This is a genomic window from Kitasatospora sp. NPDC054939 (assembly GCF_053610105.1).
The window spans coordinates 1-21,558 of sequence record NZ_JBSGXP010000147.1 but is presented as its reverse complement, the minus strand read 5'-3'; the positions used below and the strand labels follow the sequence as shown (position 1 = coordinate 21,558).

The following is a 21,558-nucleotide window of genomic DNA, read 5'->3' as shown; positions in this document are numbered from 1 at the left end:
GCGCCCACGGCCGGCCGGGTTCACCTAAGCCAGGTGCACGCCGGCCAGGTGCACGCCGGCCCCGGTGCGGGCCGGCCCCGGTTGTGCCGGGGTGCCGGGGTGTCGGGGCCGCGTCGCTGCTCCCGACGGTGCGCACGACCGGCCCGGTCCGAGGGGGCCGGGCGGGCCGTCGTACGATCGCGGGCATGGCCCACGATCCGCGCGCACTCGACGACGCCTTCCTCGCCTTCTGGCGCGAGCGGCACATCTCCACGCTCACCACGCACCGTCCCGACGGCTCGCCGCACGTGGTCCCGGTCGGCGTCACCTTCGACCCGGAGAACGCCACCGCCCGGGTGATCACCAGCCGGACCAGCCGCAAGGCGCTCAACGTGCTGGAGGCGGGGGACGGCGGCGCGCGGGTGGCCGTCTGCCAGGTGGACCGGGCGCGCTGGTCGACCCTGGAGGGCGTCGCGGTCGTTAGGGACGCCCCGGAGGACGTGGCCGACGCCGAACGGCGCTACGCCGAGCGGTACCGGGAGCCGCGGGTCAACCCCGACCGGGTGGTCATCGAGATCGCGGTCGACCGGGTGCTCGGCCGGGCCTGACGGCGGTTCGGGCACCCCCGGCCGCAGTTTATCGGCCGTTGATCGTCACGCCCTAGCGTCGGCGGCATGAACGGCACCCACGGCTCACATCTCACGCACCGCACCGGCACCCTCGACGGCACCACCGGACCCGACGGCCACCGCCGCAGTGTTCCCACGGTCCAGGGCGGCCAAGGCGGCCATGGAGGTCACGGCACCGAGGGACGGATGACCGACCAGGACACCCTGGCCTTCCGCCTGCTGCTGGCCAAACTGCAGAACTCGCTGGCGGCGGACCGCCGGGCCGCGACGGCTGCGGGCCCCGATGCGTGACCTCGGTACCAGACGGGGGCCGACGCCGACCACGGGGGCCGGGCGCGGGAGCGGGACCGGGGTCGGGGTTGCGTCGGGGGTGCCCTTGACGGGCGCGGTACCGGCGCCGGTGGCGGTTGGGCCGGTGCCGGTGGCGGTGGTCGGGTCGGTGCCGGTGGTGGTGCCGCTCTGGCAGCGCGGGCAGACTCCCCGGGTGCCGCCGTTCACGGTCGAGGGCTGAACCGCATCCGGGGCCGCCCCGGGAGACCCGGAGCCGCCCCGTGCCACCGGAGCTCGCGGGGGTGTCAGCAGTCGCACCCGCAGTCGCAGCAGTCGCACCCCTCGCAGCAGTTGCTGCAGCAGTCGCACCCGTCGCAGCAGTCCCCGCAGTCGCAGTTCCGCTGGCACCAGCCTTCCTTGCGCTCGTGCGTGAACGGGTCGTTGTGCTCGCAGCAGAGCAGCTGGCACGTGCAGGCCATCAGGGCCCAGACCGCGCACCCGGCCAGCAGGTTGCGGTGCGGCGGACGCGGGCTGCCGGGCGGGGTGAAGCCGGGACCCTGCGGCACCCACGGTGGCATCGGCGCGCCCGGGCCGGCCGGCGGAGCCTGGTCCGGGTTCTGGCGCGGCGGCGCCTCATAGGGGTTGGAACCGACCGGCCCCGCCGGTCCGGCCGTGGGCTTCGTCAGGTCGGCCGGTGTAGTCAAGGCCGTCGCAGTCCCGGCCGTCGCCGTTCCGGCCGTCTCGGTCCCGGCGGTCCGGGTGCTGCAGCTCGCGCCGTGCGCGGCCGGGCCGAAGACCCGCTCGACCGCCCGCTCGGTCTCGTGCGCCAGCAGGACGTGCACCAGAGCGCGGTCGGTCAGCTCGACCTCGCGCAGGGCCAGCCGGATGCCGTGGACGGCGTCCCGGCAGAGGCGTTCGGCCTCGGCGCGGTCGGTACCGGTGGCGGTGAGCGGGTTCCAGGCGCCGTTGGCGGCGTCCGCGGCCTGGTCCTCGGCGGCGTCGAGCAGGTGGGCGAGGCGGCCGAAGAGCCGGCCGGCCTCGGCGAGCGCGGTCGCGTTGCCCGGTCGTCCGGCGAGGACCGCGGTGTGCGCGAAGGCGGCGGCAGTGGCGCTCTCGGTGGGTTCGGTGACCAGCAGGACGGACGCCCCCGGCAGCAGTCCCCGCTCCAACGCGCCCTGTCGGGCCGCGGCCTCCAGCAGCACGCCGGTGTCGAAGCCCACCGCGGACGCGCTGCCCGCGCTCTTCCGGTCCCAGCGGCCGGTGACCCGCCGGGCCCCGGCGGCCACCGGACGGCGGGCGAAGACGCCGTCGCGGTCCTCGACGTGGTCGCGGATCTTCACCGAGGCGAGCGCCAGCGACACCGCGGCGGCCAGCCGCGCGCCCTCGCCCTTGGCGACCGAGGCGGTACGCATACCGCGCAGCGGGCACGGGCCGGCCGTACGGCGCCAGGAACCGTCCTCGCGGGCGCTCTGCGCCTCCACCAGGACGGAGATGATCAGACCGTCGTAGTTGGTGGCCGTCCGGGCCAGCTGGCCGTGGTCGTCGCGCAGGGCCAGACAGAGCCCGCAGAGGTGTGCCATCCAGGACGCCTGAAGGCGTTCGGACAGGCGGTGCTTGCAGGGCCTGATGATGCCGAACATGGTCCCCCCTCGTGCGCCGGGCCCAGGAAGGGCCCGCTGACCAGCGGACATCATACGATCACCGGATCGCGGCGGAAGGGCCCCGGACGAAACGGTACGGAGCCGTGAACAACCGCCGACCGCGCCGTGAAGAACCGGCCCGCCGCGGCCCGTTCACCGGTACCGGCGTTCAGGGCGCGGCGTCTGGTGTGTGGCGTCTGGTGCGTGGCGTACGACGCCTGGCGCCCCGGCGTTCCGGTTCCCGACGTTCCGGCTCCCGGCGACCTCTGCGCGCGGCCCGGCGGAACGTCGGCCGGAAAGCTCCTGGAAGACGCTCCCGGATCTGGGATAGCCTCGCAGATATGGGAACCGAAACGGCCGCCGACGAGCGACTGGCGACCAGGCTCGCCGAACTCCGCCTCGAACGAGGCTGGACACTCGACGAACTCGCCCGACGGGCCGACGTCAGCCGCTCCACCCTCTCCCGGGTCGAGCGGGCCGAGGTCAGCCCGACCGCCGCCCTGCTCGGCCGCCTCTGTGCCGTCTACGGGCGGACCATGTCGCGGCTGCTCTCCGAGGTCGAGTCCGCCCCGGCCCGGCTGGTGCGCTCCGGCGAACAGCAGGTCTGGCGGGACGAGTCCACCGGCTTCGTCCGGCGCGCGGTCTCCCCGCCGCACGGCGCCCTGCGCGCCGAGATCATCGAAGGCCGACTGCCGACCGGCGCCGACATCACGTACGACAAGCCGTCGGTGCCCGGCCTGGAGCACCATCTCTGGCTTCTGGAGGGGGAGTTGGAATTGACCATCGACGGCGAGCCGCACGCGCTCGCAGCGGGCGACTGCCTGCGCTTCGTGTCCACCACCAGCCGCTTCCGCAGCACCGGGCCGCAGGACGCCCGCTACGCCCTCGTGGTGGTGCTGCCATGAGCGGCGAATGTCCGGCCGCGGCCGACGCGGCGCCCACGGGACCGATACCCGTGGGACCGATACCCGCTGAGCCGATACACCTGGGTGCGACAACCGGGGGCGCCGCATCCGGCGGGTGCGCGTACCGCGGAACGGGCGTGCGCCGTGGCTGAGCGCTTCGACGCCGCCGGCCGCCGCGTTCTGCTGGTGTGCGTGGCGGGCGGCTTCACCACGCTGCTCGACCAGTCCGTCCTCAACACCTCGATCCCGGCGCTCCGGGAGAGCCTGCACGCCCAGCCCGCCCACCTCCAGTGGATCGTCGCCGGGTTCTCGCTCGCCTTCGGACTCGCCCTCATCCCCGGCGGACGCCTCGGCGACGTCAAGGGCCGCAAGTGGTTCTTCGTCACCGGGCTCGCCCTGTTCACCGCCGTCAGCCTGGTCTCCGCCACCGCCACCGAACCCTGGGTGCTGGTCGCCGCCCGCCTCCTCCAGGGCGCCGGCGCCGGCCTGGTCAACTCCCAGATGATCGGCACCATGCAGGACGTCTTCACCGGACAGCTCCGCACCCGCGCCCTCGGCCTCTACATGGTGGTCGGCGGACTCGCCGCCACCCTCGGACCGCCCGTCGGCGGCCTGATGCTCGCCGCCTTCGGTCCGGAGAACGGCTGGCGGGTCACCTTCCTGATCAACGTCCCGTTCGGGCTGCTCACCGTCCTGCTGGCCGCCCGCTACCTGCCCCGCCCGCGCCCCAGCGCCGGGCACGCCGACCTCGACCTCGTCGGCCTGCTGCTCGTCGGCGCCCTCACCGTGGCGCTCATGCTGCCCTTCGTCCAACCGCCCGGCTGGACCGGCTGGCTGGGCTTCGCCGTCGCCGCCTGCGCACTCGTCGCCCTGCTGGTGTGGTGGCAGCGCCGCTACTCCCGCTCCGGCGGACACCCGCTGATCCACCCGGCCCTCGCCCGCTCCGCGCCCTACGCGCTGGGCACCACCGTGGCGATGGCGCAGTTCGGCTCCTCGATCGCCGCCGGACTCATCCTGGTGATGTTCCTCCAGGACGGCCTCGGCATGTCCGCCCTCGGCGCCTCCCTGGTCGCCCTGCCCTCGGCGGTGGCCTTCGGGTTCGCCTCGGCCATGGCCTGGCGGGTCGTCCAGCGCTTCGGCCGCAAGACCGTCACCCTCGGGATGGCCGCCTCGGCAGCCTCGCTGCTCGTCGGCGGACTCGTCGCCCGCTGGGCACCGGCCGTCGCCCTCCCGCTGCTCCTCGCGGGCATCCAGCTGATCGGCGGCGTCGCCACCGGCGTGATGGCCGCCACCAACCAGGCGTACGTGCTGCGCCACGCGCCCGCCGAGGCGGCGGGGGTGGGCGGCGGCATCCTCCAGATGTCGCAGCGCATCTCGGCGGCGGTCTGCGTCTCCGCCCTCTCCGGCCTCTACCTGCGGGCCACCGACGGCGGCGCCGGACACCGCACCGCGTACCTCTGGGCCAGCACCGTCTGCGCGGCCGTCGCCGGACTGGCGGTCGTGGCCTCGGTGTACGCGGCCCGGGCCTCGGCCGCGATCGAGGCCGCGGCGGAGGAGCCGGCTACCACGGACGCGGTGGGCGCACAGCGCTGAGCGGTCGTACGGCGGCGTCGACGGCGGGGCTCCTGTCCCGTCGTCGCCGCCGTCCTGTTCGTTCGTCGGGTGCGCGGGCAGTGCGCGGCCCGAGCGGCGTGCTGCGCCCGAACGGTGTGCGCGTGCCGAACACCGTTCGGAGGCCGTACGGCGTGCGTGACCGTCCGCACGGTGTACGTGCGCCGTACGAACAGCGTGCGTTGTCCGCACACCGTGCGCCGCCCGAACGTCGTGCGGACGGGGGCCGCACACCGTTGTGCGTACGGCGAACAGCATCCGTACGGTGTGCGGACCGGCGTACGGTCGGCGGTATGGCTGATCATGCGACCGTGGAACTCGCCGATGTCACGCTGGCCTACCGTGTGCAGGGTGCGGCGGGCGCGCCGCCACTGGTCCTGTTGCACGCGCTCGGCGAAAACGCGGGCGACTGGGAGAACGTCCTGCCCGCGATCGCCCCGGACCATCGCACCTACGCCCTCGACCTGCGCGGTCACGGCCGCAGCAGTCGGCCGGGACGCTACGGCCTCCCGGAGATGCGCGACGACCTGACCGGCTTTCTCGACGCGCTCGGACTCCACCGGATCGACCTGGTAGGGCACTCGATGGGCGGCGTCGTCGCCCACCTGTTCGCTCAGGCCCACCCGGACCGCGTCGGCCGACTGGTGCTGGAGGACATCCCGGCGCCGTACCCGCGCCCCGCGAGCCCCGTCGCCGACGCGCCGGACGGTCCGGTGGACTTCGACTGGGCCGTGGTGAAGGCGGTCAAGGCCCAGATCGACACCCCCGACCCCGCCTGGCTCGCGGGCCTCGGCCGGATCACCGCGCCGACCCTGGTGGTCGCCGGCGGACCCGCGAGCCACGTCCCGCAGGACCGCATCGCCGAGCTTCCCGGCCTCCTCCCGGACTGCCGGGTGGTCACGATCGAGGCCGGGCACCTGGTGCACCGCGACCGGCCGGCCGAGTTCATCGCGGCAGTCGCGCCGTTCCTGAACGGTAGCCCCGCCGACCGGACGGACTGGCCCGGACGGACTGGCCCGGACGGACTGACCCGGACGGACTGGCCCGGACGGACTGACCCGGACGGACTGGCCCGGGCGCAGGCCGATCCCGGCACGGCTGCACTCCCGGGGTGCGGCACGGCCGTACCCCGGGCGCAGCCCGATCCGGGTCCGGGTCCGGGCCGGTCAGACCCCCTGTTCGGCGGGCAGTCGGCCCGAGCGGATCGCGGCCACCAGGTCGGCGTGGTCCGCCTCGGTGCGGTCCGCGTACGCCACCGCGAAGGCGGCGACCGCCTCGTCCAGCGCCTCGTTCTTGCCGCAGTAGCCGCCGACCAGGCCCGGGTCGGCGGTGTGCGCGTGCGCGCGGGCCAGCAGGGCGCCGGTGATCCGCGCGTAGTCGTCCAGCTGGGAGGGCAGCAGCGCGGCCGGGTCGACGCTACCCTTCCGGTTGCGGAACTGCCGCACCTGGTACGGCAGGTCGTCCACCGTGGTCCAGCCGAGCAGGGTGTCGCTGACCACCTGCATCCGCTTCTGGCCCAGCACCACCCGGCGGCCCTCGTGGCCGTCCGCGGGCACCGGGTAGCCGGCGCGCGCCAGGTGCGGCAGCAGCACCGACGGGCGCGCCTCCTTCACCTGCAGTACCAGCGGCTGCTCGCGGTGGTCCGTCAGCAGCACCACATAGGAGCGGGTGCCGACACTGCCCGTGCCCACCACCCGGAACGCCACGTCCTCCACCCGGTACCGGGACAGCAGCGGGTGGAGCTCCGGTGGCACCGTCGCCACGTACGGCGCGAGTGCGGCGGCCACCGCCCCGGCCGTCAGGTCGGACACCTCGCTGAGCACCGGCGGCGCCGCGCTGAAGCGCCAACCGCCGCCGTCCGTCCGGACGGTGGACTTGGCGGCGAACTTCGCACTGGTGTTCCCGAGCGCCTTCGCGCCGACCTTCTGCAGCACGTCGGTGAGATCGTGCGCCTCGGCGAAGGAGACCAGCCCTTCGTCGGCCACGGCGTTCCAGGCGTCCAGCGCCGACAGCTTGGCCAGCGTGCGCATCGTCCGGCGGTAGGAGCCGGCCGCGTCGAAGGCCGCTCGGCGGGCCGTCGACTCGTCCGCGCCGACCTCGCGGGCGGCGAGCACCAGGCTGGCGGCCAGCCGCTTCAGGTCCCACTCCCAGGGGCCGGGCACGGTCTCGTCGAAGTCGTTTATGTCCATGACCAGTTGGCCGCGGGCGTCGCCGTAGAGGCCGAAGTTCGCGGCGTGCGCGTCGCCGCACAGCTGCGCCGTGATGCCGGTCGTCGGCGTCCGTACGAGATCCGCGGCCATCAGCCCGGCCGCGCCGCGCAGGAACGCGAACGGCGTCGCCGCCATCCGGCCGAGCCGGATCGGCACCAGGTCGGAGAGCCGGCCCGCGTTGGAAGCCTCGATCGCCTCCACGGCGGTCGGCCGGTCGGCGGCCGGGACGAACTCCGCCTGCCGCTCGCGTGGCGTGCGCTCCCGCAGCGCCTTGCCGAGCTCCCGCGCCCGTGCGCCCTCCCGGCCGGGCGCGAACCCCTCCACGGCGAACCGCCGCTCCGGCCGCCGACCGGCCCCTGCCCCGTCCACCGCATCGGTCAGCTGCGTCACTGCGCCCCGTTTCTCCGTCACCGACCACTCCACCTGCGCACCGCCCGCCACTCTCGTCACGCGCGAACCTGCAGGCTACCGGGCTACCGCCCCGGCCCCGAGGGGAGGGACGCCAACGGTGGAGTGATGGTTGCGGGAAGCCGAGGGGGCGGGTCGGCGGCCTCCGATCGGCGGGGGCACGGGCCGCTGCGGCGTAGGGTGAGCGGCGTGAACGGGGTGTGGAGGGTGCGCGGGGCCGCGGCGGTCGCTGCGGCGGTGACGGTGGCGGCCGGGCTCGGGGTGCGGGCGGTGACGGCGGGGGCGGTGGCCAAGTACGCGGGCGACGCGCTGTACACGGTCCTGCTGTACGCCCTGCTGGTGCTGGTGGTGCCGCGGATCCGTCCGTGGGGTGCGGCGGTGACGGCGGTTGGCGTGAGCTGGGCGGTGGAGCTTCTCCAACTGACCGGTGTGCCGGAGGAGTTGGCGCGGGAGAGCATGGTGGCCCGGCTGGTGCTCGGTTCGACCTTCAACGCGCCGGACCTGCTCTGGTACGCGGTGGGCGGGCTCGCCGCCGCGGTGCTGCACGCGGCCGCCGTCCGGGCCGGGGAGCGTCAGCCGGTGGTCGGTCCGGAACTCCCGGTCCCGGCCCCGGATTCGGCCGCGGCCCCGGTCCCGGCCCCGGCCCCCGCGAGGTCCAGGCAGCAGCGCACGAAGTCGCCCACTGCGCCGCGGTCGGAGTCCTCGCCCTGAGCCCGGGCGACACCCACCCGGGTGGGGCTGACGCCGTCGACGGGACGGTAGACGACGCCGGGGCGGGCGTAGAAGCGGGCGGCGGACTCGGGGGCGAGAGCGATCCCGTAGCCGTTGGCGATCGCGCTGAGCCAGTCGTCGGGGTGCTCGGTGACGGCGCCGATGCGGACGGGGCGGCCCTCGCGTTCGTCGGCGGCCAGCCAGTGGTCGCGCCACGGGCCGGTTGCGGCGGGGGCGGCCACGAACGGCTCGTCCCACAGCTCGGGGAAGGCGATCCGCTCCTGGCCGGCAAGCCGGTGGGCGGCGGGCAGTGCGACCCATCGGGGTTCGTCGAACAGTTCGTCCACGCGTAGGGCCTGCTGTCCGGGGAAGGGCAGCCGCACCAGGGCGACATCGACGTCACCGGTGGCGAGGCCCGCGGTCGGGTCGGACCAGGAGGCCTGCCGCATCTCGACCCGCCATTCGGGCCGGCGCCGGGTGAAGGCGGCGACGATGTGCGGGGTGGCCTCGTTTGCGGCGCTCGCGAGGAAGCCGACCCGCAGGACGCGGGCGGCTCGGTCGGCGGCGGCCCTGGTCGCGTGCAGGGTCCGGTCCCAGGCGGCCAGGAGGACGGGGGCGTGTTCGGCGAGGGCCCGGCCCGGGGCGGTGAGCGCCATGCCGCTCCGGGAGCGCGTGAACAGTTGGACACCGAGCCGGGTTTCGAGCTGCCGGATCTGCTTGGTGAGCGCGGGCTGGGCCAGGTACAGCCGCCCGGCGGCACCGGTGAGGTTGCCCTCCTCCGCCACGGCGAGGAAGGAGCGCAGCAGGCGGGTGTCGACGTCCATGGCGCCAGGCTAGGCCCTGACCGGCCGAGGGGGTTCGGCCGGCGGTGCGGGGCGTGCCCGTGCCCGGGTCATGCCGTTCGGTTATGGCGGCGGGTATTGGACGGTGTGCGGGGCACATGGCGAGGCTGAGTGGTGCGGGCGGGCGGGGTGCCCGACCGGAGAAGGGGAGGCAGGATGTTCACCGCCTATGTCGTCGTCACCGTCGCCGCGGCCGCGGCCATCGGGGGGATCGTGGTCGCGGATCTGGTGCGGGCGCCGTTCGTGCTCGCCAACTCGGCGGCGGTGGGAGTCCCGCAGTCGTGGATCCCGCGGTTGGCCGGGCTCAAGGCGGCGGGGTCGGCCGGACTGCTGCTGGGGTTGTTCGGTGTCGAGCCGGTCGGGGTGGCCGCCGGGTCGGGGCTGGTGGTGTTCTTCGTCGCCGCGGTCGGGGTGCACCTCCGTACCCGGGCGCTCGGCACGCTGGTGTTCCCGGTGGGATTCCTGCTGCTGGTGGTCGCCGCGCTGGTGCTCGGGGTGCTGTCGTACGGCCGGTGACGTGCGGATCCGGCCTCGCACGGGACGGGCCGCCACCCCTCCCGCGGGTGGCGGCCCGGTGTTCCGGTGACCGGTCGTCGTGCAGCACCGGCCTTGCAGCACCGGTCGTGCGGCACCGGTCGTGCGGCACCGGTCTTGCAGCACCGGCCTTGCGGCGGTCCGTCAGAGCGGCAGCAGCTCCGGGCGCTTGGCCTCGACGTTGTCACCCGAGGACTCGCCACGCAGGCGGCGGCCGACCCACGGCACGAGGTAGTCGCGGGCCCACTGGAGGTTCTCGCGGCGGTGGTCCGCCGAGGTCAGCTCCGGTGCGGTCGGCCAGGGGGCGTCCGGGGCCTGCTCGGTGCGCAGGCCGAGCGAACGCGCGGCCAGCAGGGCGACCCGCTGGTGGCCCTCCGGGGACAGGTGCAGCCGGTCCTCGCTCCACGCGCGGCGGTCCTGCACCGCGCGCAGCGACCACAGGTCGGCGACCGCGCAGCCGTTGCGGTCGGCGACGGCCCGCATGTGGCCGTTGTAGGTGGCGATCTTGCCGCGCAGGTGGCGCAGCACGGGCACCTCGCGGGTGTCGAAGCCGGTGCAGATGAGCACCCGGCCCGCGTTCGCGGTGAGCTGCAGGACGGCGGCCTCGAAGCGCTCGGCGACCTCGTCCGGGTCGCTGCCGGGGCGGAGGATGTCGTTGCCGCCGGCGCAGAAGGTGACCAGGTCGGGCTGCAGGCGCCGGACTTCGGGCACCTGCTCGGCCGCGATCTGGTCGAGCAGTCGGCCGCGGACCGCGAGGTTGGCGTACCGGAGGGCGCCCGGCGGGCGGCCCTCGGCGAGCAGGCGTGCCAGTCGGTCGGCCCAGCCGGCGAAGGCGCCGTCGACGCCGGGGTCGTTCAGGCCCTCCGTGAAGCTGTCGCCGAGGGCGACGTAGGAACTGATGTCAAGGGTCTCCAGTAGATTCGGCATGAAGTAGATATTTCACTGACTCAAGTGACCTACGCCACCGTAGGTGGCCCCCGGCGGACGTGAGATGGACCACGTGCCGTCCGGATACGGCGCGGGACGGCTCCGTGCGCCGGTGGGTGCGCTGGTGCGCCGAGGGCCTGCGCCCGGCGCGCGACCCGATCGCGTGTACGAACGGCGCGAGCCGGGCAACCGCTCCCTGACCGTCCGGGACCCCCGAGCGCCCCGGACCCCCAGAGCCGCCGGACCGGCGACGACCGGACCGCCCGGCCACCCGACGGCGGAGGCTGCCGTATGCCGTACCGACCCCCGGAGCGGACCGCCAGGGCGCGGCGCTACCTGATGTGCCGACCGACGCACTTCACGGTCGACTACGCGATCAACCCCTGGATGGATCCGGATCGGCCGACCGACACCGCGCTCGCCGTCCGGCAGTGGGAGGGGCTGCTCGCGCTGTACCGGCGGCTCGGCCACACCGTCGAGCTGATCGAGCCGGTGCCCGGCCTGCCGGACATGGTGTTCGCCGCCAACGGCGCCACCGTGCTCGACGGCCGGGCGTTGGTCGCGACCTTCCGGCATCCGCAGCGGGCGGGCGAGTCGGCGGCGTACCAGGCGTGGTTCCGGGCCAACGGCTTCCCGCGGGCGCGGCGGGCGGGCCACGTCAACGAGGGCGAGGGTGACCTGCTGTGGGCCGGCCGGCGGGTCCTCGCGGGGACGGGCTTCCGCACCGAGCGGGCCGCGCACGTCGAGGCGGGCGTGCTGTTCGGCGTCCAGGTGCTCAGCCTGACCCTGGTGGACCCGCGCTACTACCACCTGGACACCGCGCTCGCCGTCCTCGACGACGAGCACATCATGTACTACCCGGAGGCGTTCGCCCCCGAGAGCCGGGCGGCCCTGCGCGACCTCTACCCGGACGCGATCCTCGCCGACCGCGCGGACGCCGAGGTGTTCGGGCTGAACGCGGTCTCGGACGGCCGCCGGGTGCTCCTGCCGGAGGCGGCGAAGGGGCTGGTCGCCGAACTCGCCCGGCACGGCTACGAACCGGTGCCGGTGGACCTGTCGGAACTGCTCAAGTCGGGCGGCGGGGCCAAGTGCTGCACGCTGGAGCTGCGGCCGGCCTGAACGGTCCGGCCGCAGCCCCGGCGCCCGGGAACCGGCGCCCGCCACGGGCACCTGAGCCCGGGGCGGGGCACCGGTTCCCCGGTGCCCCGCCCCGGATGGCTGCCCGGACGACTGCCCGAACGGCGGTACGGGTCAGGCGTCCTGGCCCAGCCAGAGGTCGGGCCCGAACACCTCGTAGTGGATGTCCGCCGCCGCCACTCCGGCCGCGAGCAGCTGGGTGCGCACCGAGCGGAGGAACGGCAGCGGACCGCACAGGTACGCCGTGGTGCCGGCCGGGACGGTGATCCCGGCGAGGTCGACCAGCCCGGTGCGGTCGGCCGGCCAGTCGCCGAGCGGCTGCTCGTAGAAGACGTGCGCGGAGGCGTTCGGCAGCTTGGCGGTGAGCTGGTTCAGCTCGGCGCGGAAGGCGTGTGCGAGCTGGTCGCGGTCGCCGTGGACGGCGATCACGCGGCGGGTGGAGCCGGTCGCCGCGAGGTGGGCCAGCATCGCGGTCATCGGGGTGTTGCCGATGCCGGCCGAGGCCAGCAGGACCGGTCCGTCGCCGTCGGCGAGGGCCACGTCGCCCAGCGGCGGGGCGAGTTCGAGTACGGAGCCCGGCCGCACCGCGTCGTGCAGGTGGGCGGACACCTCGCCGTCGCGCTTCACCGAGAAGGCCAGGGCGCCGTCGGGCAGCCCGGACAGGCTGTACTGGCGGATCTGCCGGGCGCCGTCGGCGAGCGGGACCCGCACGGACACGTACTGGCCGGGGCGGCCGGGGGCCACCGGGCCGCCGTCGGCCGGGCGGACCAGGAAGGTGACCACGTCGTCGGTCTCCTGGTAGCGGGCCACGACCGTCCAGGAGCGCCACAGGTCGGCCGGGTCGCCGGGCTCCCCGCCGGCGGCGGGTGCAGCGGCGGCCTCGGCGCGGAGCCGGTCCTCGATCGCGATCAGTGTGTTGGCCATCAGCCAGTACACCTCGTCCCAGGCGGCGGCGACCTCGGGGGTCACGGCCTCGCCCAGCACCTCGACGATGGCGCCGAACAGGTGCTCGTGGACGATCCGGTACTGGTCGTTGGAGATGCCGACCGAGACGTGCTTGTGCGCGATGCGGGCCAGCATCGCGTCGGGCCGCTGCTCGGGGTGGGCCAGCAGCGCGGTGGCGAAGGCGGCGATCGAGCCGGCGAGGGCCTGGCGCTGGGTGCCGTTCGCCTGGTTGCCCCGGTTGAAGAGGTCGCGCAGCAGCTCCGGGTGGGCCGCGAACATCTTGTCGTAGAACAGCGGGGTGATCTCACCGATCGCACCGCCCACGGCGGGCAGGGTCGCTTCGACGACGGCGGCGGACTTCGGGGACAGCATCGGGCAGCTCCAAACTGGTATCTGAGATTCGTATTTTCGGTCGTGCGGAGCGTGGGGGTGCGTGGGCAGGGGGAGATCAGTCGGCCGAGGGCCGGGATGTGAGGCTCAGCAGGACCGGGCCGGTGGGGGAGGCGACGAGATCGTCGATGCAGAGCGGATCGAGCTCCGCGAAGAACGCCTCCTGCGCCTTGCGCAGTGCCCCGCGCAGTCGGCAGGCCGCCCGCAGCGGGCAGGGTGGTTCGTCCTCGCAGCCGACCACATCGCCGACGCCCTCCAGTTCCCGCAGCAGCAACCCGAGGGAGCCCCGGCGACCAGCGTAGGTGAGCACCAGCCCACCACCGCGTCCGCGCCGCGCCTCCACCGCCCCGAGGTGCTGCAGCCTGCTGACCACTTTCGCCGCGTGGGTGTACGGAACGCCGACCGACTCCGCCACGTCCCGCGTGGTCGGATTCGCCCCCTCGTCGAGGACCGCCAGGCGCATGGCGATGCGCAGGGCGATGTCGGTGCTCTTGGTCAGCCTCACGTTCGTAAGGCTATCGAATACGAATTCTGGACTCCAATTTGGGGGGTGCCCTTTCGGCCACCTCCCCGCCACGCCACCTCCCCGCCGTCCCTCCCCGCCACGCCACTTCCCCACCTCCTCACCACGCCACCTCCCCACCGCGTCACTGCGCGGGTGCGGTGGCGCGGTGGGGACGATCGGCGGGTTCCGTGGCGGCCGCAACCGTGCGCCGGGGCGGCGCGTCCGCACGGGGCATGCAAGAACGATCAGTCACCGAGACCGTCGGCGGCCTCCTCCCCTTCGGCATGTGCACCGGCGCGTACGCCTGGGGCGTGATCGGCGCCGCCCGCGCCGCCACCGAACCGCACTACCCCTGGAACGCGTGGACGCCGCTCGCCTACGGCGTAGCCAAGGGCGTCCTGATCGGCCTGCTCGCCGCCCTCTGCGCCGGTCTCGCCCGCAGTCTGACGGACGACCGGCCCGCCGCGGTGTTCGCCGCCGCCCTGCTCGGTGGCACCTGGTGCGGCACCGTCAGCGACCTCCAGGGCGCGCCCGCGCCGCTGCTCTACTACATGGACCCGATGCCCGACGAGCAGTGGTACGGCAGGCCCCTGCTGGTCGAGTGGTCCACCCGGACGCTGCTGCCCGCCGCCGGCTGCGCGCTCGTCCTGCTGACGGTCGCCATGGCCGACCGGGCCCGGCAGCCCGGCGGCCTCCGCCCGGTCGGCGCGGTGCTGCTCAGCGCGCTCGCCGCGGCGCTGCTGGTGCTCCCCGGCTACGCCGCCGCCGGACTGCCGGAACCCGAGGGCAACGGCGACCACGTGAACGAGGGCGGCGTGGCGGGGCTCACCGTCGGGCTGCTGGGCCTCCTGGTGGCCGTTCCCGCCGTCCGCTCGCTCCGGCGGGTCCGGCGGGAGAGCCGGTGCCGACCCGAACGGCCACAGCTCAGCTGTCGCGCAGGATCCGGTACGCCGTAGGCGGGTGGACCCGCAGCAGGGCCAGCAGGGCGCGGGAGGCCCCGACCGGGACGACCGGCCGGCCCTGCTCGATGCCCCGGACCACCGCTCCCGCCGCCCGGGCCGCGGGGATCTTCCGGGTCGCACCCTCCCGGCCCGCCGTCATCGGGGTGTCGACCGGCGGCAGCACCACCTCCTGGACCCGCACCCACGGGGTGTCGGCCGCCGACCGGTAGCGCAGGGCCTGCACCAGGGTGTGCACGGCGGACTTGGTCGCGCAGTACACGGGGGCGGTGCGCTTGGGCGCGTAGGCCAGACCCGAGGTGACCGCCACGAACGCGGCGTCGTGGCGGCCGTGCACGCGGCCGGGGTCGCGGTGGTCGCCGGCCGTCCGGTGGACGTGGTGCTGCTGACCGGGGACGGCCGGGAGTCGGTGCCCGGCGAGGTGTGGCGGGAAGCGGCTCCGGCGGACGTCCGGGGGTGGCGGCTGCGATGGCCCACCGTCGATCCAGCGGGCGCCGGCGCCGGGTCGGGGGCCGGTACCGGGCCGGGGTGCGGGTCCGCGGCGGCGCTGGTGGCGGAGGCCCGGCAACGGATCGCGGCGGACCCGGCCGCGTGCTGGCGGGTCGCCGGGCTGGCCGCGGTGCTCGGCGTCGCGCCGCGCAGTCTGCAGCGGGCGTTCACCCGGGCCGGGACGACGTTCCAGGCCGAGCTGGCCGCCGTCCGGCTGGACGTGGCCGGCCACCTGGTGTGCCGGACGGGGCTGCCGCTCGCCGAGGTGGCCGCCGCGGCGGGCTTCACCGACCACCCGCACCTGGCGCGGCGGTTCCGCGCGCACCACGGCTGCACGCCGGCCGAGTTCCGTGCGCGCGGCGGCTGCACGCCGACCGGGTTCGGCGCCCGCACCCCTGTCGCGGAACGGTCCTGGCGAACCCGCACCCGCACCCGCACCCGCACCCGAACCCGCACCCGCACCCGTACCCGCCACCCCGTGCCCCCGAGCGGCCCGCCGCGGGAATCGGCGGAACCCACGAAGCGCGGCCGCCTGCAGCGTCCCGCGCCCGGTGAAAACGACACCTGGCGGGCCGTACGGGGCTGTGCTTGTATGACGGAGTCTCCAACGGACCGGGATGGCCAACAGTCCCGGGGCGGCCCCGATCGGGCCGGACGGCGAGGGGCGCCCGTGCGGGGCGCCGGACGCCGGGCGTGCGGGATCCACCCTCCGGGCCGCACCGCCCGCACCTGCCGAGTCCCGCCACCCCGGGCCCGCGGGCGAGCCGTGCGAACCGGGCACGCATCCGCAGAACCGAGGAGCCGGACAGCCCATGTACGAGAACGTGCTCGCGCAGAACCAGTACGGCAAGGCCGAGAACCGCATCGTCAAGATCACCCGCAAGGGCAACGACGGCAGCTGGCACGAGATCCGCGACCTCAACGTCTCCGTCGCCCTGCGCGGTGAGTTCGACGCGGTCCACTTCACCGGCGACAACGCCAACTGCCTGCCCACCGACACCACCAAGAACACGGTCTACGCGTTCGCCAAGGAGCACGGCGTCGAGTCGCCGGAGGCGTTCGGCCTGCTGCTGGCCAAGCACTTCGTGGAGTCCCAGGGGGTCATCCACGAGGCGCGGATCCGGCTGGAGGAGTACGCCTGGGAGCGGATCGTCACCACCGACAAGCAGCGGCACTCCTTCGCCCGCCGGGGCCAGGAGGTCCGGACCGCCGAGGTGCTGTACAGCGGGGCGACCGGGCGCTTCCAGGTGGTCTCCGGCCTCAAGGACCTCACGGTGCTGAACTCGACCGCCTCCGAGTTCCACGGCTACATCAAGGACGACTACACCACCCTCAAGGAGGCGTACGACCGCATCCTGGCCACCAAGGTGACGGCGCGCTGGGCGCACGCCTTCACCGGTGCCGAGGGCGAGAAGGCGGTCGACTGGGACCGCTCCTACCGCGAGTCGCGCCGCCACCTGCTGGAGGCGTTCGCCGAGACGTACAGCTACTCGCTGCAGCAGACCCTGTACGCGATGGCCAACCGGGTGCTGGACCACCGGCCCGAGGTCAACGAGGTACGGCTGAACCTGCCCAACAAGCACCACTTCCTGGCCGACCTGGAGCCGTTCGGCCTCAAGAACGACAACGAGGTCTACTTCGCCGCCGACCGGATGTACGGCCTGATCGAAGGGACCGTCCACCGCCCCGGCCTGTCCCCGGTCATCCCGGTCAACGACTGGATCACCGCCTGACCGTCCCGCCCCGCCCGAGCGCCGGAGCGCCCCATTCGGCCCGACCGTCCCGCCCCGCCCGCCTCCGCGCCGCCGGGCCTTCGCACCTCCGCCCCGCCGCTCCACCGACGGCCCCCGGAAGCCACCCGGCTCCCGGGGGCCTTCGGCGTGCGCGCCCCGTCGATGCTGGACGAAACGTCCGGCTCGGACGTACAGTCCAGACATGGAGACCGGAGCCGACCCCGCCGACCCGCGCATCGCCACCTGGGCACCCGCCTGCCAGGCGGTGGCGCTGCTCCTCGGCCCGTACGCCGAGGTGGTGCTGCACGACGCCGAGCGCGACCGGGTGCTCGCCATCTGGAACCCCATGACCAGGCGCGCCCCGGGGGATCCGTCCCTCCTCGGCGAGCTCGACGCGCTCGGCCCGAGCGCGCCCGACGTGTACGGCCCGTACGAGAAGCTGCTGCCGGACGGGCGGCGGCTCTCCTCGGTCAGCGCGGTACTGCGCGGACCGGACGGCCGGCCTGCGGCGGTGCTCTGCGTGAACGTCGACCGCTCGCCGCTGGAGAACGCCGCCGCGCTGCTCGCCGCCTTCGCCGCCCCCACCGTGCCGCGCCCGGAGCCGCTGTTCGAGCAGGACTGGACGGAGCGCGTCAACGACCTCGTCGGCGGCTACGTCCGCAGCCACGGCCGCCCGCTGGACCGGCTCACCCGGGAGGACCGGCTCGCCGTCCTGCAGGAACTGGACACCGCCGGGGTGTTCGCCGTGCGCCGGGCCGTCCCGGTGGTCGCCCACGCCCTCCGGGTCTCCCGCTCGACCGTCTACACCCTGCTCGCGGAACTCAAGGCACACCAGAGGAACGAGTCATGACCAAGCTCCCCGACTTCCGGCTGGAAACCCACTTCTCCCGCTGGGAGTTCACCGCGAGCCACCACCTCACCGCCTCGGACGCGCAGACCATGACCATGGCCGAACTCCTCGCGTTGGCCGACCCCGAGGACCGGGCGGCCTGGGACGGGCTGGCCCTCGGCTACACCGAGACCTTCGGCGACCCCGTTCTGCGCGAGGCGATCGCCGGCATGTACGAGCAGGTCGGCGCCGACGACCTCATCTGCTTCGGCGGCGCCCAGGAGGCGCTCAACCTCGCCATGCAGGTGCTGCTCGGCCCCGCGGACCACGCCGTCGTCACCACGCCCAACTACCAGTCCGCGGAGACGATCCCGCTCTCGCTCTGCGAGGTCACCGGCGTCGCCCTCGACCCCGCGCGCGACTGGGAGCTCGACCTCGACCGGCTCACCGCCGCCCTGCGCCCCAACACCCGGGTGGTGTCGGTCAACTTCCCCAACAACCCCACCGGGAAGATCGTCGACGCCGACGTGTTCCGCGAACTCGTCCGGATCTGCGACGAACGCGGCATCCACCTCTTCAGCGACGAGGTCTACCGGGGTCTGGAGCGCGACCCGGCCCGTACGCTTCCGCAGGCCGCCGACCTCTCCGAGCGCGCCCTCTCGCTGAACGTCACCTCCAAGTCGCTCGGCCTGCCGGGCCTGCGGATCGGCTGGATCGCCTGCCGGGACAGCGAGTTGCGCAGCCGCCTGGAACGCGCCAAGCACTACACCACCATCTGCAACTCCGCCCCCAGCGAGGTGCTCGCCCGGATCGCCGTGAAGGCCCGCGAGCCGATCCTCGCCCGCAACCGCGGCATCATCGCCGCGAACCTGCCCCTCTTCGAGCAGTTCTTCGCGGACTTCCCCGACCTCTTCGAGTGGCGGGCCCCGGACGGCGGCTGTGTCGCCTACCTCCGCTACCTGGGGCCGGACGGCGTGGAGGAGTTCTGCACGCGGCTGGTGGAGCAGGCCGGCGTCCTGCTGCTGCCCGCGAGCATCTACCGTTCCGAGCTGACGCCGACCCCCGTCGACCGCTTCCGCATCGGCCTCGGCCGACAGGACCCGGCCCCCGCCCTCGCAGCCTTCGCCGACTGGCTCCGCAAGCGGTAGGGCCGGTCCCGGGGCGGCGCACAAGGGGCGGGCCCGGCCCCGTCGGCCGCACGCTCTGCCGTCGTACGCTCAGGACGGCGCGGAACTGCGGGCCTTCGCCCGGTACTTGAGGCCGAGCAGGGCCCCCGACAGGCCGTGCGCCACCAGCCAGGAGCGGTCGTCGCGGTCCACCGCGTCGAAGCGGTACTTGTACGGCTCGGTGCCGCGCAGGAAGTCGAAGGTGCCCAGGCCCTGGTCGGCGCAGGCCCGGACCGCCCCGGCGATCACCGCGCTGCCCAGCCGCAGCGGTGCCCAGGCCGGGTCCCAGCCGATCTGGTAGTAGGCGAATCCGCTGCCCCACCGGAAGCCGTACAGCACGCCGATCACCGTGTCGGCGTGCTCGGCCACCAGGAACGCCGGGCCCTCGCCGGTGCCGGCTTCGGCGGCCCGCTCCAGCACCCGGGCGTGCAGCGGGCGGCGCCCCGCGTCGAAGGTGGTGGCCCCGCCCAGTTCGGCCCGGCGCAGCCGGTGCAGCCGCAGGACCTCGTCCAACAGGGCGGTGCGCTCCGGGAGTTCGGCGGGGCCGGCGGCGGGCTGCACCCAGCGGAAGGAGACCCCCTCGGCGGCCAGCTTGCGTCCGTACCGGCGCAGGTCGGAGCGGAACTGCCGGGAGCCGAGGGCCTCCGGGCCGGCCGTCAGATCGGCGCGCGGGCACGGCGTCCGGGACACCTCGACGGCCCCGGCGGGGAGCATGGCGGCCTGGTCGGGATCGAGGTCGCCGAGCAGCAGGGTGGCCCGGCGGGAGCGTCGGTCCAGCCAGTCGGCTACCTCGGCCCGGCGTTCGGGCGCGGCCGCGAAGCCGCAGTGGTCGGCGGCGCCGGGCCCGGAGCCGAGCACGGTCAGGCAGGGGACGGTCAGCGGCGCCCGGGGGTGCAGTCGGCGGCGGGTGCGCAGCAGCGGCACCACCGCGGCGACCTGTCCGTCGGGCTCCCGCCAGACGGACACCTCGCCCTCGCCCTCGTCCGCGCCCAGGGTCTCCCACCAGCCGAGCACCCACTCGGGTGTCATGAACCACGAGCCCGCCGGGTCGGCCGCGACCAGCGCCCGCCAGCCCGCCACCACCTCGGCCGGCAGCCCGGGCGTCCGGTACCGGACCGGAACCGTCGCCGTACCTGTCGTTCCGCTCACTCGCTCGCCGCCCCCTCGCACCCCGGGGCCGCCACGCGGCGGCCCGCTCTGTCCTGCCTGCTCTGTCCTGCCCGGCCGGGCCGGACCCGACGGGACCAAGCCGGGCCTGACCGGTCCCCGGTGCCCACGTCCCCTCCCCGGTACGGCCGGTCCTGCGCCGGATTGTGTCGGATCGCCGTCGGCCGCCGGTGCGGTTCGGCGGAACTGCCGTACCCGGGTGGCGGTTCAGGCCCCGCCGCGCAGGCGGTGGACCGCCGGGTGGAGGCCGGACAGGATGGTGTCGAAGCGGTGCCGGGTGGTCGTCGAGTTCACGCGCAGCCGGCTGATCCGCAGCGGGGCGGGCGGCAGCAGGCGGTCCTGACGGTGGTCGAACAGGAAGCCGAGGCGGTAGCCGAGCCGCTGCAGGGCGGCGTCGGCGCGGGCGTCGAAGTTGCCGTTGGGGTACGCGAAGGCGGTGGGCGGTGCGCCGAGCCAGTCGGTGAGCGCGGTGTGCGCCCGGTCGATCTCGTCCCGGACGACCTCGTCCTCGCAGTGGTCCAGGCAGGGGTGGCCCGCGGTGTGGTTGCCGACCGCGACGCCGCCCGCGACCAGGGCGGCGAGGTCCGCGCGGTCGAGGTTGGCCTGCGGCGGGGCCTGGGTGCGGGCGGAGGCGCGCAGTTCGGCGAGGGCCGTGCGGCGGTCGGCGTCCGGCAGGGTCTTCATCCGGCGCACCACGCCGGCGGGGGCGCAGTCGGTGAGGATTCGGGCGGTGCCGCCGTGGGCGGCGAGGTGGGCCGCCTCGCTCCACCAGTACGGTCGCTCGGTGCCGACCAGGTCGCTCACCACGAAGGCGGCGGCGGGGATACCGTGCCGGGCGAGGACGGGCAGGCCCTCGGTGAGCACGCTGCGGTCGCCGTCGTCGAAGGTCACCAGCACGCTGCGGGCCGGCAGCGGGCGGCCCTCGGTGACGGCCTGTTCGACCCGCGCGAGCGAGACGGGCCGGGCGGTCCGGCACAGGTGCGCCATCTGGTGGGCGAAGGTGCCGGGGTCGTCGACGCCGTGGTAGGCGAGGACGGCCAGTCGGCGGGTGGCCACGAGCCGGAACAGCGGTTGGAGCGGCGAGTGGCGCAGCACCGCGTCGACGGTGGCGCGCCGGCCGGGGAGCCGCCGCGTCCGGGCCGCCGGAGGCGCCGTCCCGGTGTCCGCGGTGCTCCTGTCGGCGGTCGTGCCCCCGGTCCCGGCCGGTGGCGTGCTGGTCTCCTGCATCGACACGCTCCCCCTTCGTCCACGTGTGCGCTGCGCTGTGCGCGGACGGGGGGCAGCACCCGGCGGCGGGCACGACGATGCCCGGTGCACGCCTGCCGGGTGGGGCGGCCCGACCCGCTCCACGAATTGCCAAGATAGTGCAAAATCCCATGCTCGGAAGCGGGTTGAGCAGTCCTGGCCGATTCGGTGGGCGGTTCGGCGGCTCGTGGACGGCCGCTGCCTGCGGTGCTGTGCCTGGACGGCGCCTGGGAGTTCGCCGGGAATTTCCGGCGACGGGCCCCGAGGGGCGGGCGCGTGCTGCCGCCGGACGCGCGGGCGGGCCGGCCGCCGGGTGCGCACCCGGCG

The 21,558-nt window shown here is 74.9% G+C and carries 19 protein-coding genes and 3 pseudogenes; 13 read left to right on the top strand and 9 right to left on the bottom strand.

Features of this window, described 5'->3' with window-relative positions; genetic code table 11:
- Nucleotides 1–185 precede the first annotated feature (185 nt).
- Together ACWGB8_RS31130 and ACWGB8_RS31125 are read left to right on the top strand one after the other, a co-directional pair.
- Nucleotides 186–587, top strand: coding sequence for a pyridoxamine 5'-phosphate oxidase family protein (locus ACWGB8_RS31130; RefSeq protein ID WP_452216956.1), 402 nt, complete (start codon nt 186–188; stop codon nt 585–587).
- Between the two features lie 66 nt (nt 588–653).
- On the top strand, nt 654–899 hold the full coding sequence (locus tag ACWGB8_RS31125; protein WP_452216955.1) for a hypothetical protein: 246 nt from the start codon (nt 654–656) through the stop codon (nt 897–899).
- A 284-nt stretch (nt 900–1,183) separates the two neighbouring features.
- Here ACWGB8_RS31125 and ACWGB8_RS31120 read toward each other — a convergent pair whose 3' ends face one another.
- Complete coding sequence (locus ACWGB8_RS31120) at nt 1,184–2,518, bottom strand: DUF5685 family protein (protein WP_452216954.1); 1,335 nt, start codon at nt 2,516–2,518, stop codon at nt 1,184–1,186.
- 341 nt (nt 2,519–2,859) lie between these two features.
- Between ACWGB8_RS31120 and ACWGB8_RS31115 the strand changes: the two genes are divergently transcribed.
- The 3 genes and pseudogenes from ACWGB8_RS31115 to ACWGB8_RS31105 form a co-directional block, all read left to right on the top strand.
- Complete coding sequence (locus ACWGB8_RS31115; protein ID WP_452216953.1) at nt 2,860–3,423, top strand: helix-turn-helix domain-containing protein; 564 nt, start codon at nt 2,860–2,862, stop codon at nt 3,421–3,423.
- Nucleotides 3,424–3,567: 144 nt separating this feature from the next.
- Nucleotides 3,568–5,016 carry an MFS transporter gene (locus tag ACWGB8_RS31110; RefSeq protein WP_452216952.1) on the top strand — a complete coding sequence of 483 codons (1,449 nt, stop codon included), beginning with the start codon at nt 3,568–3,570 and terminating at the stop codon, nt 5,014–5,016.
- Between the two features lie 311 nt (nt 5,017–5,327).
- Nucleotides 5,328–5,696 (top strand): annotated as a pseudogene (locus ACWGB8_RS31105) (alpha/beta fold hydrolase); the annotation flags it as partial.
- A gap of 504 nt (nt 5,697–6,200) precedes the next feature.
- On the opposite strand, the gene ACWGB8_RS31100 reads toward ACWGB8_RS31105, so the two are convergent.
- On the bottom strand, nt 6,201–7,634 hold the full coding sequence (locus tag ACWGB8_RS31100; RefSeq protein WP_452216951.1) for a DUF2252 domain-containing protein: 1,434 nt from the start codon (nt 7,632–7,634) through the stop codon (nt 6,201–6,203).
- 126 nt (nt 7,635–7,760) lie between these two features.
- On the opposite strand from ACWGB8_RS31100, the pseudogene ACWGB8_RS31095 reads away from it, so the two are divergent.
- Nucleotides 7,761–8,162, top strand: a pseudogene (locus tag ACWGB8_RS31095) (ribosomal maturation YjgA family protein); the annotation flags it as partial.
- A 62-nt stretch (nt 8,163–8,224) separates the two neighbouring features.
- Here ACWGB8_RS31095 and ACWGB8_RS31090 read toward each other — a convergent pair.
- A complete protein-coding gene (locus tag ACWGB8_RS31090; protein WP_452216950.1) occupies nt 8,225–9,187 on the bottom strand; it encodes a LysR family transcriptional regulator in 963 nt (320 codons plus the stop codon).
- Nucleotides 9,188–9,361: 174 nt separating this feature from the next.
- On the opposite strand from ACWGB8_RS31090, the gene ACWGB8_RS31085 reads away from it, so the two are divergent.
- Nucleotides 9,362–9,721 carry a DoxX family protein gene (locus tag ACWGB8_RS31085; protein WP_452216949.1) on the top strand — a complete coding sequence of 120 codons (360 nt, stop codon included), beginning with the start codon at nt 9,362–9,364 and terminating at the stop codon, nt 9,719–9,721.
- Between the two features lie 162 nt (nt 9,722–9,883).
- Here ACWGB8_RS31085 and ACWGB8_RS31080 read toward each other — a convergent pair whose 3' ends face one another.
- Nucleotides 9,884–10,666 carry an SGNH/GDSL hydrolase family protein gene (locus ACWGB8_RS31080; RefSeq protein WP_452216948.1) on the bottom strand — a complete coding sequence of 261 codons (783 nt, stop codon included), beginning with the start codon at nt 10,664–10,666 and terminating at the stop codon, nt 9,884–9,886.
- 291 nt (nt 10,667–10,957) lie between these two features.
- Here ACWGB8_RS31080 and ddaH point away from each other — a divergent pair, with 291 nt between their 5' ends.
- The gene (gene ddaH / locus ACWGB8_RS31075; protein ID WP_452216947.1) at nt 10,958–11,785 is read left to right on the top strand and encodes a dimethylargininase; all 828 of its coding nucleotides are present in this window, start codon (nt 10,958–10,960) and stop codon (nt 11,783–11,785) included.
- 132 nt (nt 11,786–11,917) lie between these two features.
- Here the strand turns inward: ddaH and ACWGB8_RS31070 are convergent, their stop codons facing one another.
- Together ACWGB8_RS31070 and ACWGB8_RS31065 are read right to left on the bottom strand one after the other, a co-directional pair.
- Complete coding sequence (locus tag ACWGB8_RS31070; protein WP_452216946.1) at nt 11,918–13,120, bottom strand: globin domain-containing protein; 1,203 nt, start codon at nt 13,118–13,120, stop codon at nt 11,918–11,920.
- Nucleotides 13,121–13,196: 76 nt separating this feature from the next.
- Complete coding sequence (locus ACWGB8_RS31065; protein ID WP_452216945.1) at nt 13,197–13,643, bottom strand: RrF2 family transcriptional regulator; 447 nt, start codon at nt 13,641–13,643, stop codon at nt 13,197–13,199.
- 233 nt (nt 13,644–13,876) lie between these two features.
- On the opposite strand from ACWGB8_RS31065, the gene ACWGB8_RS31060 reads away from it, so the two are divergent.
- Entirely contained in the window at nt 13,877–14,599 is a 723-nt protein-coding gene (locus tag ACWGB8_RS31060) for a hypothetical protein (protein WP_452216944.1), read from the top strand.
- Here the strand turns inward: ACWGB8_RS31060 and ACWGB8_RS31055 are convergent.
- Nucleotides 14,568–14,939: an SDR family NAD(P)-dependent oxidoreductase gene (locus tag ACWGB8_RS31055; protein WP_452216943.1), complete on the bottom strand. Its 372-nt coding sequence runs from the start codon at nt 14,937–14,939 to the stop codon at nt 14,568–14,570. The genes ACWGB8_RS31060 and ACWGB8_RS31055 overlap by 32 nt on opposite strands.
- Between ACWGB8_RS31055 and ACWGB8_RS31050 the strand changes: the two are divergent.
- The 4 genes and pseudogenes from ACWGB8_RS31050 to ACWGB8_RS31035 all read left to right on the top strand — a co-directional run.
- A pseudogene (locus ACWGB8_RS31050) lies at nt 14,835–15,389 on the top strand (helix-turn-helix domain-containing protein); the annotation flags it as partial. The gene ACWGB8_RS31055 and the pseudogene ACWGB8_RS31050 sit on opposite strands and share 105 nt — an antisense overlap.
- A 514-nt stretch (nt 15,390–15,903) precedes the next feature.
- Nucleotides 15,904–16,824 carry a factor-independent urate hydroxylase gene (gene pucL / locus ACWGB8_RS31045; protein WP_452216942.1) on the top strand — a complete coding sequence of 307 codons (921 nt, stop codon included), beginning with the start codon at nt 15,904–15,906 and terminating at the stop codon, nt 16,822–16,824.
- Between the two features lie 202 nt (nt 16,825–17,026).
- The gene (locus tag ACWGB8_RS31040; protein WP_452216941.1) at nt 17,027–17,674 is read left to right on the top strand and encodes a helix-turn-helix transcriptional regulator; all 648 of its coding nucleotides are present in this window, start codon (nt 17,027–17,029) and stop codon (nt 17,672–17,674) included.
- Nucleotides 17,671–18,801, top strand: a complete 1,131-nt coding sequence (locus tag ACWGB8_RS31035; RefSeq protein WP_452216940.1) for an aminotransferase class I/II-fold pyridoxal phosphate-dependent enzyme — start codon at nt 17,671–17,673, stop codon at nt 18,799–18,801. Before ACWGB8_RS31040 ends, ACWGB8_RS31035 begins: the two co-directional genes overlap by 4 nt.
- A 69-nt stretch (nt 18,802–18,870) precedes the next feature.
- On the opposite strand, the gene ACWGB8_RS31030 is transcribed toward ACWGB8_RS31035, so the two are convergent.
- On the bottom strand, nt 18,871–19,968 hold the full coding sequence (locus tag ACWGB8_RS31030) for a GNAT family N-acetyltransferase (RefSeq protein ID WP_452216939.1): 1,098 nt from the start codon (nt 19,966–19,968) through the stop codon (nt 18,871–18,873).
- Nucleotides 19,969–20,193: 225 nt separating this feature from the next.
- Nucleotides 20,194–21,213 carry a polysaccharide deacetylase family protein gene (locus ACWGB8_RS31025; RefSeq protein WP_452216938.1) on the bottom strand — a complete coding sequence of 340 codons (1,020 nt, stop codon included), beginning with the start codon at nt 21,211–21,213 and terminating at the stop codon, nt 20,194–20,196.
- Nucleotides 21,214–21,558 lie beyond the last annotated feature (345 nt).